Source organism: Aestuariicoccus sp. MJ-SS9 (assembly GCF_032586235.1).
In the GTDB taxonomy this organism is placed as follows: domain Bacteria; phylum Pseudomonadota; class Alphaproteobacteria; order Rhodobacterales; family Rhodobacteraceae; genus Aestuariicoccus.
This window is the reverse complement of the sequence record NZ_JAWHTD010000039.1, coordinates 1-11,990: the sequence shown is the minus strand read 5'-3', so window position 1 is coordinate 11,990 and position 11,990 is coordinate 1. Positions and strand designations below refer to the sequence as shown.

General features: G+C 67.3%; 11 protein-coding genes. All 11 read left to right on the top strand.

Features of this window, described 5'->3' with window-relative positions:
• Window positions 1–82: 82 nt before the first annotated feature.
• Window positions 83–1,117, top strand: a complete 1,035-nt coding sequence (pyrC, locus tag RXV88_RS18855; RefSeq protein WP_316295054.1) for a dihydroorotase — start codon at window positions 83–85, stop codon at window positions 1,115–1,117.
• A gap of 79 nt (window positions 1,118–1,196) precedes the next feature.
• Complete coding sequence (locus RXV88_RS18850) at window positions 1,197–1,874, top strand: orotate phosphoribosyltransferase (RefSeq protein WP_316295053.1); 678 nt, start codon at window positions 1,197–1,199, stop codon at window positions 1,872–1,874.
• A gap of 246 nt (window positions 1,875–2,120) precedes the next feature.
• Window positions 2,121–3,614: a replicative DNA helicase gene (locus RXV88_RS18845; RefSeq protein WP_316295052.1), complete on the top strand. Its 1,494-nt coding sequence runs from the start codon at window positions 2,121–2,123 to the stop codon at window positions 3,612–3,614.
• Window positions 3,614–4,021, top strand: a complete 408-nt coding sequence (locus tag RXV88_RS18840; protein WP_316295051.1) for a VOC family protein — start codon at window positions 3,614–3,616, stop codon at window positions 4,019–4,021. Before RXV88_RS18845 ends, RXV88_RS18840 begins: the two co-directional genes overlap by 1 nt.
• Before the next feature lie 99 nt (window positions 4,022–4,120).
• On the top strand, window positions 4,121–5,344 hold the full coding sequence (locus tag RXV88_RS18835; protein ID WP_316295050.1) for an MFS transporter: 1,224 nt from the start codon (window positions 4,121–4,123) through the stop codon (window positions 5,342–5,344).
• A gap of 129 nt (window positions 5,345–5,473) precedes the next feature.
• Window positions 5,474–7,186 (top strand): methionine--tRNA ligase, encoded by a 1,713-nt coding sequence (gene metG / locus RXV88_RS18830; RefSeq protein ID WP_316295049.1) that lies wholly within the window; start codon window positions 5,474–5,476, stop codon window positions 7,184–7,186.
• A 117-nt stretch (window positions 7,187–7,303) separates the two neighbouring features.
• A complete protein-coding gene (locus tag RXV88_RS18825; protein ID WP_316295048.1) occupies window positions 7,304–7,933 on the top strand; it encodes a paraquat-inducible protein A in 630 nt (209 codons plus the stop codon).
• Window positions 7,900–8,538 carry a paraquat-inducible protein A gene (locus RXV88_RS18820; RefSeq protein ID WP_316295047.1) on the top strand — a complete coding sequence of 213 codons (639 nt, stop codon included), beginning with the start codon at window positions 7,900–7,902 and terminating at the stop codon, window positions 8,536–8,538. Before RXV88_RS18825 ends, RXV88_RS18820 begins: the two co-directional genes overlap by 34 nt.
• Entirely contained in the window at window positions 8,535–10,970 is a 2,436-nt protein-coding gene (locus tag RXV88_RS18815; RefSeq protein WP_316295046.1) for an intermembrane transport protein PqiB, read from the top strand. Before RXV88_RS18820 ends, RXV88_RS18815 begins: the two co-directional genes overlap by 4 nt.
• 3 nt (window positions 10,971–10,973) lie before the next feature.
• The gene (locus RXV88_RS18810; RefSeq protein WP_316295045.1) at window positions 10,974–11,528 is read left to right on the top strand and encodes a PqiC family protein; all 555 of its coding nucleotides are present in this window, start codon (window positions 10,974–10,976) and stop codon (window positions 11,526–11,528) included.
• 258 nt (window positions 11,529–11,786) lie between these two features.
• On the top strand, window positions 11,787–11,990 hold a 204-nt coding region (locus RXV88_RS18805), incomplete at its 3' end, for a hypothetical protein (RefSeq protein WP_316295044.1).

The window sequence follows — 11,990 nt, the reverse complement described above, 5'->3', positions numbered from 1 at the left end:
GTCAGCGCCTTCACTGTGCCAAAGCGCGCAGGCCGCGACAATCCTCTGGTGCAGGCCCCGGGCGACATGCTACGCCGCGCCCATGACCCAGCTTGTGATCCGCCGCCCCGACGACTGGCACCTGCATCTGCGCGATGGCGAGATGCTGCGCGCCGTGGCCCCCGAAAGCGCCCGCCATTTCGGCCGCGCCATCATCATGCCCAACCTCGTGCCCCCGGTGGTCACCGGCGCCGAGGCCGCCGCCTACCGTGAACGTATCCTCGCGGCCCTGCCCGAGGGCGCGGCGTTCACGCCGCTGATGACGCTTTATCTGACCGAGGACACCGATCCAGACGATCTGGCCCGCGCCCATGCCGACGGGCTGATCACGGCGGTCAAGCTTTATCCTGCCGGGGCGACCACCAACTCCGCCAGCGGCGTGCGCGACTTCGACAAGGTTCGCCCCGTGCTCGAACGCATGGCCGAGATCGGCTGCCCGCTCTGCGTACATGGCGAGGTCACCGACCAGGCGATCGACATCTTCGACCGCGAGGCGGTGTTCATCGACCGCGTGCTCGACCCGATCCGCACCACGACCCCGGGCCTGCGTGTGGTGATGGAGCATATCACGACGAAACAGGGCGCCGATTACGCCCGCTCGGGCGGGCCCGACCTGGGCGCCACGATCACCACCCATCACCTGGTGATCAACCGCAACCACATCCTCGTGGGCGGGATCAAGCCGCATTACTATTGCCTGCCCGTGGCCAAGCGCGAAGAGCACCGCCTCGCCCTGCGCGCCGCCGCCACCTCCGGCGACCCGACCTTCTTTCTGGGCACCGACAGCGCACCGCATACCGACCCGCTCAAGGAAAACGCCTGCGGCTGCGCCGGCTGCTTCACGGCGACCAACACGATGTCGATCCTGGCCGAGGTCTTCGAACAAGAGAACGCCCTCGACCGGCTGGAGGCCTTCGCCTCGCTCAACGGCCCCGCCTTCTACAAGCTGCCCGCCAATGACGCCACCATCACCCTGACCAGGGGCGCACCGGTCGCCTATCCCGACAAGATCGATACCGGCGACGGCCCGGTCACCGTTTTCGACCCGATGATGCCGCTGCACTGGCGCGTCACCTGATCTTCTTCTTGGCAAAAATACTCCCGCCGGAGGCACCCGGCATTTGCCCCCTACGCCCAACGCCCGCAAGGACAAGACCATGATCCCCACCTCCTACCCCACATCCGACGAAATGGCGCGGCTGACCGCGCGTATGCTCTGGGAAATCGAGGCGGTGCATTTCATGGGCGACGAGCCGTTCCGCTTCGCCTCGGGCGCGCTGTCGCCGGTCTATATCGACTGCCGCAAGCTGATCTCCTTCCCGCGCATCCGCGCCACGCTGATGGATTTCCTGACCGTGACCGTGATGCGCAACGCGGGCTTCGAGGCTTTCGACAACGTCGCCGGCGGCGAGACGGCGGGCATCCCCTTCGCCGCCATGGTGGCCGAACGCATGGCGCTGCCGATGACCTATGTGCGCAAGAAACCCAAGGGCTACGGCCGCAACGCCCGGATCGAGGGCGCGATGACCGAGGGCCAGCGCGTCCTGCTGGTCGAGGACCTGACGACCGACGGCGGCTCCAAGCTCAGCTTCGTCGACGCGATCCGCGAAACCGGCGCCAGCTGCGCCCACACGGCGGTGATCTTTTACTACGGCATCTTCCCCGAGACGATCAGAACCCTGGGCGATCACGGTGTCGATCTGCACTATCTTTGCACCTGGCGCGACGTGCTGGCCGAGGCCCGCGCACAGCGCAAATTCGGTGCAGAAACCCTGGCCGAGGTCGAGGCCTTCATCGACGATCCGCATAAGTGGCGAGAAGAAAACGCGAAATAAACATATCCACCGCGGCGCGTTTGCAAAACGATCACGAATCGCGCACAGCCACAGGATATTGTGGACATAAGCCGGGATCTTCCCATATCATGACAGCCTGAACCGTCCGGGGGCCCGACCGCCCGGTTTTCCCGGCCTTTGTCCACAGACTTGTTCCACTGTGGCAAAGCGCTTTGGTTCGTTAAAACACCGGGACGCCGGGACAGGGCGGCACGGCCATAAAAACAGAGCGGCAGGGGCAGCGACATGAACGAAATCACCAGTTTCAATCCCACCGGCGTCGAGGTGCAGTCCGCCGAGACCATGCCCCATTCGATCGAGGCCGAGCAGCAGCTCTTGGGCGCGATCCTGACCAACAACGACATCTACGACCGCATCGCCGCGATCATCGGCGCGCAGCATTTCTACGACCCCGTCCACGCCCGCATCTTCGAGATCGCCGCCGCGCGCATCGCCAAGAACAACCTCGCCAGCCCGGTGACGCTCAAGGCCTTCATGGAGGATGACGAGGGCCTCAAGGAACTGGGCGGCCCGGCCTATCTGGCGCGTCTGGCCGGGGCGGCGGTCAGCAGCTTCGCCGTGCGCGACTATGCCCAGATGATCTACGATCTGGCGGTGCGGCGCGACCTCATCGCGCTGGGGCGCGACATCGCCGACAAGGCCAGCAAGGTCGAGGTCAGCTCGGAGCCGCGCGAACAGATCGTCGAGGCCGAGCAGGCGCTTTACAAGCTGGCCGAGCAGGGCCAGACCGAAAGCGGCTTTCAAAGCTTTCTGCGCGCGGTCACCGACGCGGTCAACGTGGCCAATGCCGCCTATCAGCGCGAAGGCGGGCTGGCGGGCATCTCGACCGGCCTGATCGACATGGACCGCAAGCTGGGCGGCCTGCACAAATCCGACCTTCTGATCCTCGCGGGGCGTCCGTCGATGGGCAAGACCTCGCTCGCGACCAACATCGCCTTCAACATCGCCAAGGCCTACAAACGCGGCACACGGCCCGACGGCAGCGAGGGTGCCATCGAGGGTGGCGTCGTGGGCTTTTACAGCCTGGAAATGAGCGCCGAGCAGCTGGCCGCACGGATCCTTTCCGAGGCCGCCGAGGTGCCCTCCGAGCAGATCCGCCGCGGCGACATGACCGAGGCCGAATTCCGCCGCTTCGTCGATGCCGCCAAATCGCTCGAGGCCTGCCCGCTCTATATCGACGACACGCCCGCCCTGCCGATCAGCCAGCTGGCCGCGCGCGCCCGGCGGCTGAAACGCACCCACGGGCTCGACGTGCTGATAGTCGACTACCTGCAGCTCGTCCGCCCCGCCACCGCCAAGGACAGCCGCGTCAACGAGGTCTCGGAAATCACCCAGGGCCTCAAGGCCATAGCCAAAGAGCTCGACATCCCCGTAATCGCGCTTTCGCAGCTCAGCCGCCAGGTGGAAAACCGCGAGGACAAGCGCCCGCAGCTTTCGGACCTGCGCGAATCCGGCTCGATCGAGCAGGACGCCGACGTGGTGATGTTCGTGTTCCGCGAGGAATATTACAAAGAGCGCGAAAAACCCGGCGATCACGACCTGGAAAAGATGGCGCAATGGCAGGAAGAGATGGAGCGCCTGCACGGCCGCGCCGAGGTCGTCATCGGCAAGCAGCGTCACGGCCCCATCGGCACGGTCGAGCTTAGCTTCGAGGGTCAGTTCACCCGCTTCGGCAACCTCGTGAAACCCTGGCAGCAGCAGGGCGACGACCAGTTCTGATGCCGATCACCGGCGTCAACCACATCACGCTCTGCGTCACCGATCTGGATCGCAGCCTTGCCTTCTACCGCGACGTGCTGGGTGGGCGGCTGGCGGCAGGCGGGGGCCGCGCCGCCTATCTCGAGCTCGGCACGCTCTGGCTCTGCCTCGAGGTTGCCGCCGCAGTCGCAACGCGCGAGGACGACAGCCACTTCGCCCTGGCCTGCGCGCCCAGGGATTTCGACGCGCTGGCCGCCCGCATCGACGCCCACGCCCCACGCTGGAAAGAGAATCGCTCCGAAGGCGCCTCGCTCTATTTCCGCGACCCCGACGGACACAAGCTGGAACTGCACGTCGGCGAGCTGGAAAGCCGCCTCGCCCATTACCGCGCGCATCCAGACAAGGGCATGGAGGTGGTCGACACCTGACCCCCGCACGGGCCTGCGCACCCGCCCGCCCGGCAAATACGACACCCCCGCGTCGCATTAGGCGTCGACATCGCTTACCCGCCATGGTCCCCAAAGGCCATGCACCTGCCGATCTCATTCGCCGCTCTGTTCCTCTCGGTTATCCTGCTGCAGCTCAGCTCGGGCGGCGTCGGGCCGCTCGACGCGCTCTCGGGCTTTGCGCTGGGCTTCAGCACGGCCGAGATCGGCCTTCTGGGCTCGGCCCATTTCCTGGGCTTCTTCGCGGGATGCTGGTGGGCACCGCGCCTGATGGGCAGCGTCGGACACGCGCGCGCCTTCGCCGCCTTCACCGCCACCGGCGGCATCGGGCTCATTGCGCATATGCTGGTGATCGACGCCTATGCCTGGGCGGTGTTCCGGCTGGCCTCGGGGCTCTGCATCGCGGGCTGCTATACGGTGATCGAGGCCTGGCTGCAGGCCGCCGTCACCAACGAAACCCGCGGCCGCGCCATGGGGGCCTACCGGGTGGCGGACATGGGCGCGTCGCTGGTGGCGCAGCTGCTGATCGGCGTGCTCGAGCCCGCGCATTACGTCAGCTACAACATCCTCGCTTTGCTCTGCTGCGCGGCGCTGCTGCCGCTGACGCTCACCAAAACGCCCCAGCCCGACGTGCCCAGCGCCCCGCGCCTGCGCCCGCGTCTGGCCTGGGACCGCTCGCCGCTCGCCGTGGCGGGCGTGCTGGTGGCCGCGCTCAGCTCGGCCTCGTTCCGCATGGTGGGCCCGATCTACGGCACCGGCGTCGGGCTGGCGGCGAACCAGATCGCGCTCTTTCTGGCCGCCTTCGTCGCGGGCGGCGCTTTGGCGCAATACCCGGTGGGCTGGCTCGCCGACCGCTACGACCGCCGCTATGTGCTGATCTGGCTGAGCCTTGCGGCCATCGCCAGTTCCGCCGCCACAGCACTTCTGACCGGGCTGCCCACCCCGGGCATCCTTCTGACCGCCGCCATCTTCGGGCTCACCACCTTCCCGATCTACTCGGTCTCCTCCGCCCATGCCCACGACTTCGCCAGCAGCGACGAACGGGTCGAGCTTTCGGCCGCGCTGATGTTCTGGTACGCCACCGGCGCCATCGCCGCCCCTTATGCCGCCTCGCTGCTGATGAACGCCTACGGCCCGCCTGCCCTGTTCGCCATGATCGGCGCAGGCCACGCGCTCCTGGTAATCTTCGGCCTCGTCAGGATGCGCGCCCGCCCCGCCTCGGCCGCGCGCACGCCTTACGTCTACGCGCCGCGCACCACCTTCCTCATCGGCCGCCTGCTGCGCCGCCAGCGCGACCACGACTGACCCCCCCCCTTTCATCTGGTCATAAATATCCCGGGGAGCGCGAGGGGCCGGCCCCTCGCTTCCGCCACTGGCAACGCCGCGCAACATCCGCTAAGTCACGCCAAACCGCAGCAAAGGCGCGTCGAACACATGGCACGGCATCTGATCACCTCCGCGATCCCCTACATCAACGGGATCAAGCACCTGGGCAACCTCGTGGGCAGCCAGCTTCCCGCCGATCTCTTCGCGCGCTACCTGCGCGCGCGCCGCCACGAGGTGCTGTTTCTCTGTGCCACCGACGAACACGGTACCCCGGCCGAACTGGCCGCGGCCAAGGCGGGCAAGCCGGTCGCGGAATACTGCGCCGAAATGCACGACACCCAGGCCGAGATCGCCCGCGGCTTCCGGCTCAGTTTCGACCATTTCGGCCGCTCATCCAGCCCGCAGAACCACCGGCTGACCCAGCATTTCGCGGGCGTTCTGGCCGACAAGGGCCTGATCCGCGAGGTGACCGAAAAGCAGGTCTATTCAAAGGCCGACGGCCGCTTTCTGCCGGACCGCTACATCGAGGGCACCTGCCCCAATTGCGGCTTCGACAGCGCCCGCGGCGACCAATGCGACAATTGCACCAAGCAGCTCGACCCGGCCGATCTGATCAACCCGCGCTCGACCATCTCGGGCTCCACCGACCTCGAGATCCGCGAAACAAAACATCTCTACCTCTGCCAATCGCAGATGAAGGACAAGCTCTCTGCCTGGATCGACAGCAAGACCGACTGGCCGGTGCTCACCACCTCGATCGCCAAAAAGTGGCTCAACGACGGCGACGGGCTGCAGGACCGCGGCATCACCCGCGATCTCGACTGGGGCATCCCGGTCAAGCGTGGCGATGCCGACTGGCCGGGGATGGAGGGCAAGGTCTTCTACGTCTGGTTCGACGCCCCCATCGAATACATCGCCTGCGCGCAGGAATGGGTCGATGCGGGCAAAGCCGACGATTGGGAACGCTGGTGGCGCACCGACAAGGGCGCGGACGACGTGACCTACACCCAGTTCATGGGCAAGGACAACGTGCCCTTCCACACGCTCAGCTTCCCCGCCACGATCCTCGGCTCGGAGGAGCCCTGGAAGCTGGTGGATTACATCAAGTCCTTCAACTACCTCAATTACGACGGCGGCCAGTTCAGCACCTCGCGCGGGCGCGGCGTCTTCATGGATCAGGCGCTGGAAATCCTGCCGGCGGATTACTGGCGCTGGTGGCTGCTCAGCCACGCGCCCGAAACCTCGGACGCGGAATTCACCTGGGAGAATTTCCAGACTTCGGTGAACAAGGATCTGGCGGATGTGCTGGGCAATTTCGCCAGCCGCGTGACCAAGTTCTGCCGCTCGAAATTCGGCGAGGTGGTGCCCGAAGGCGGCACCCCCGGCGCGCTGGAAGAGCGGCTCGTCGCCGATGTGACCGCGAAGATCCGCGAATACGAAGGCCATATGCAGGCGATCGAGGTGCGCAAGGCCGCAAGCGCGCTGCGCGCGGCCTGGGTGCTGGGCAACGAATACCTGCAAGAGGCCGCGCCCTGGTCGACCTTCAAGGAAGACCCCGAGCATGCCGCCGCCCAGATCCGGCTCGCGCTGAACCTGATCCGGCTTTACGCGGTGATCTCGTCGCCCTTCATCCCCGACGCCAGCGCGCAGCTCTTGGCGGCGATGCACGACGAGGATGCGGGCTGGCCCGGCGATATCGACACCGCGCTGCAGGCCCTGCCGGCGGGCCACGCCTTCACGGTTCCGGACGTGACCTTCCGCAAGATCACCGATGCCGAGCGCGAAGATTGGCAGGCCCGCTTCGCCGGAACGCGCAGCTGAGCGCGCCCGCGCAACCGCCCCGCGCGCCGCAGTCCCGGGCTTGCCCCGGGACCTCCCCTTTCAGGCCGGCACCGGGCGGGGGTTTCCTCGGCCCCGAACCGCGCTAAGGTGACCCGTATGACGATCGACCCCGAACTCGACACGCTGATCGCCTGCCCGACCTGCGACGCGCTCTATACCGACACCGAGGTCGCGCTTGGCGAGACCGCCCGCTGCGTGCGCTGCCACACGGTTCTGGCCGCGCCCCGAGCGCAGGCGATGACACGCATTCTGATGCTGGCCACGGCGGCGCTGGTGCTGCTGGTGGCGGCGATCTTCTTTCCCTTCCTGGAACTCAGCGCGGCGGGGATGGAGCGGCGCAGCTCGGTGCTCGACGCCGTCACCGCCTTTTCGGGCGGGCTGACCGCGCCGCTGACGCTCGTCATGGCCGCGGCGGTGGTGATCCTGCCGGGGCTGCGGCTGGCCGCGTTGATCTATGCGCTGGGGCCGATGGCCATAGGCCACCGCCCCGCGCGCCATGCCGAGGCCGCGTTCGGCCTCGCCGAGGCCCTGCGCCCCTGGGCCATGGCCGAGATTTTCATCGTCGGCGTCGCGGTGGCGCTGATCAAGGTCGCGGGCCTTGCGCATCTGTCACTCGGCCCCGCGTTCTGGGCCTTTGTGGGCCTCGTTATCGTCACCGCGCTGCACGACAGCTTCATGTGCCGGGTTACCATATGGAAAACGCTGCATCACCGCCGCACGGCCTGACCGCGCGGTCCGCGGGCCTTGTGGCCTGCACCCGCTGCGGCCGTGTCCACCCCCCAGCGCAGGCCCATTGCCTGCGCTGCGGCGCCGCGCTGCAAAGCCGCGACGACGGCAGCCTGCAACGGGTCTGGGCTTGGCTCTTTGCCGGGATCGTCGTCTACATCCCCGCAAACGTCTATCCGATGCTGCGCACGACCTCGCTGGGCAAAATCACCGAAAGCACCATCGTCGGCGGGGTCATCGACCTGATGCACCACGGCGCCTACGGGATCGCGGCGATTGTCTTTATCGCCAGCGTCGTCATCCCGGTGGCCAAGTTCATCGCCATCGCCTATCTGGCGCTTACGGTACGGCACCAAGCGCCGATGCGCGCCCATGGCCGCCACCGGCTCTATGAGATCGTCGAGTTCATCGGTCGCTGGTCGATGATCGATGTCTTCGTCGTGGCGATTTTGTCGGCATTGGTGCAGCTGAACTTCGCCGCCAGCATCAATCCCGGGATCGCCGCGGTCAGTTTTGCACTTTCGGTTGCATTCACCATGCTTTCCGCGCAGAGCTTCGACCCGCGCCTCATCTGGGACGCCGACCTGCCGGAACCGGATAAATGACCGACCAAAACCCGCCCCGCCCCGAAATCCTGCCGCCGCGCCGGTCACCCCTGCGCAATCTGTCGCTGATCTGGCTGGTGCCTTTGGTCGCGCTTGTCATCTCGCTGGGCATCGCCTGGCAGGCCTGGTCAGACCGCGGCGTGCTGATCGAGATCACCTTCGACAACGCCGCCGGCGTCACGCCCGAGGAAACCACCGTCCGCTACCGCGACGTGCGCGTGGGCGTGGTCGAGGCCGTCGAGTTCACCGAGGACCTCGGCCAGGTCGTCGTCGCCGCCCGGATCGACCAGACCGTCGCCGCCAACCTGCCGCAAGACGCGCGCTTTTGGGTGGTGCGGCCCGAGGTCACGGCCTCGGGCATCTCGGGCCTTTCGACGGTGCTGTCGGGCGTCTTCATCGAAGCGGCGTTCGAGCCGCAGGCGGGCGCCGCGGCCACGGTCTTCGACGGGCTGGCGAAGACGCCGCTGGTGCGCCCCGGCACAAGCGGGACGCGCATCACCCTGCAGGCCCCCGACGGCTCGAGCCTGTCGTCGGGCGCGCCGATCTATTTCCGCGGCATCGAGGTGGGGCGCATCGAAACTCCCCGCCTGCTGGAATCCGGCTCTGGCGTCGTCGCCGACGCCTTCATCGAGGCGCCGCACGACCAGCGCCTGACCACCGCGACGCGGTTCTGGGACACCTCGGGCTTTTCGTTTTCCTTCGGCGCGGGCGGGCTGGACGTGTCGGTCGACAGCCTTGCCGCGCTGGTGCGCGGCGGCGTCGCCTTTGACACCGTGTTTTCCGGCGGCAACGCCATCGAGCCGGGCAATGTCTTCAACCTCTTTCCCAGCGAAAACGCCGCCCGCGACAGCGTATTCAACGCGCTCGACGCCGATGCGGTGCAGCTTACCGTGCAGTTCAACGAATCCGTCAGCGGGCTCGAGGCGGGCTCGCCGGTGCTGTTTCGCGGCGTGCAGGTCGGCGTGGTCAACGCCATCGGCGCGGTGATCGAGGAACGCGCGAACGGCCCCGAGGTCCGCCTGCGCGTGACCATCGCCATCGACCCCCAGGCGCTCGGCCTGCCCGAGGACGCCGGCGAGGCCGAGACCATCGCCTTTCTCGGCGAAGAGGTGCAACAGGGCCTGCGCGCCGTGCTCTCGACGCGCAACATCTTCTCGACCGCGCTCATCATCGAGCTGGCCAACGTGCCTGACGCCGCCCCGGCCGAACTGAGCGTCTTCGGCGGCGAATTCCCGGTCCTGCCCTCCGCCCCGTCCGATCTGCCCGACGTGACCGCCACGGCCGAGGGCCTTCTGCAGCGGATCAATGCGCTGCCCGTGGAAGAGCTGATGCAGCAGGCGATCTCGCTGATGGCCTCGATCGAGGCGGTCGCCGCCGCCGACGGCACCCGCCAGGCGCCCGACGCGCTGCTGGCGCTGCTCGAGGACGCCCGGGGCGTCATCGGCGCCGACGAGGTCCAGGCCCTGCCCCGCGACATCGGCGCCGCCATGGCCGACATCCGCACCCTGCTGGAGGACCTGCGCACCGCCCAGGCCGCCACCCAGCTGGTCGAGGCGCTCGACGCCGCCGAATCCGCCGCCACGGCCGTGACCACCGCCACCGCCGACGTGCCCGCGCTGATCGACGACCTGCGCGCTCTTTCGGCCAAGACCGAGGCGCTGGCGCTCGAGGATCTGGTCTCGCAGGCTGCCGCCATCCTCGCCACCGCCGACACGCTGCTGGCCGATCCGGCGACGCAGGGGCTGCCGGCCTCGGTCACCGCCGCGCTCGACGAGGCCCGCGCCGCGATCACCACGCTGACGGCCGACGGCGGGCTGGTGCCCAACGCCAACGCAGCCGTGGGCGATCTGCGCGGCGTCATCGACGATCTGCGCACCGCGCAATCGGTGCAGAAACTGACCGACGCGCTGACCGCCGCCGAAACCGCCGCGGGCGATGTCAGCCTCGCCATCGAGGGTGTGCCGCAGCTGGTCGAAGACCTGCGCGCCCTGACCGCCACCGCCAACGAGCTTGAGCTGCAGTCGCTGGCCGACCGCGCCACCGATCTTCTGGACGCCGCCGACCGCCTGATCGACACCGACGCCGCCCGCGACCTGCCCCGCAGCCTGAGCGCCGCGCTGGACGAAGCGCGTGGCGCGTTGGCCGAACTGCGCCAGGGCGGCACGGTCGAGAATACCAACGCCACGCTCGCCTCGGCCCGCGCCGCGGCCGAGGCCGTGGCCACCGCCGCAGACGCCCTGCCCGAGCTGTCGCGCAGGCTTGAGGGCCTCGTGCTTCAGGCCCAGGGCACTCTGTCCGATTACGGCGAACGATCGGCCTTCAACCGCGACACGCTCGACACTCTGCGCGAGCTGCGCAAGGCCGCCGAGGCGATCGCCAAACTGGCCCGCACCATCGAACGCGACCCCAATTCCCTGCTGCTTGGAAAATAGATCATGCGTTTCCTCTTGGTTCTTCCGCTTCTTCTGCTTGCCGCCTGCGGCGCCTCCGACGCCCGCTACCTGATCGACAACGCGCCCGCGCCCGAACCGCGCCGTCTGGTGGTTGGCAGCATCGAGCTGCGCGACGTCTCTCTGCCCGCCTATGCGGAAGCCTCTGAAATCCTAGTGGAATCCCCCGACGGCGCCCTGCGCGAAATCGACGGCGCGATCTGGGCCGACACGCCGCAGCGCGCCATGACCCTGGCGCTGGCCGACCACATGGCGCGCGCCGGCAATGCGCGCGTGGCCGCCGAGCCATGGCCGCTGGAAACCCCCGCCGACGTGCGCGCCGAGGTCCGCATCACCCGGATGGTGGCGCGCGCCGACGGCACCTTTGCGCTGACGGGCAGCTACGCGCTGACCAGCTACGAGAGCGTGATCCGCGACCGCATCGAACGGTTCGAGATCACAATCCCCCTGGCCGGAACCGCTCCGGGCGACATCGCCGCCGCCACCGGCGAAGCGATCCGCAAATTGTCCGAGGACATCCTGTCGCGGCTGGCGCGCTGACCCCATTTCAGCATGGAGGCCCTTGTCGCCTCTCCACAGCAGCCATTGGTTCGGCCCGCCGAGCATTCCATTGGCCAAACCGATACAAACAGGGGTTGAGCAAATCCGCCGAACCCGTAATATCGCCTTGAAAACAGTTTGGTGACCGCACTAAGTGGCGATTGAATCCCCCGGAACAGAGCAGTTCTACCGAACGGCATTGTCGGCCGAACCTGGGCCCATGATCAGGGCCGCAAATCACTGAAAAGGTGGTGTCATATGCACCTGGTGTTCATCCTGATTTCAATGGCCTGCCTGGGGGTCACCAATTTCCTGTTCAAGTTCAGTTCAAGCTCTCTCGGACCCACGCGTTCGACATTCTATTATTATCTGTTCGGCCTGGGCCGGCGTTGTTGCAAAAGTCTGTCGGCGAAGGATTCACTTCGTGAATCCATGCCGTTAGACGCGTTGTATGAACAAGCC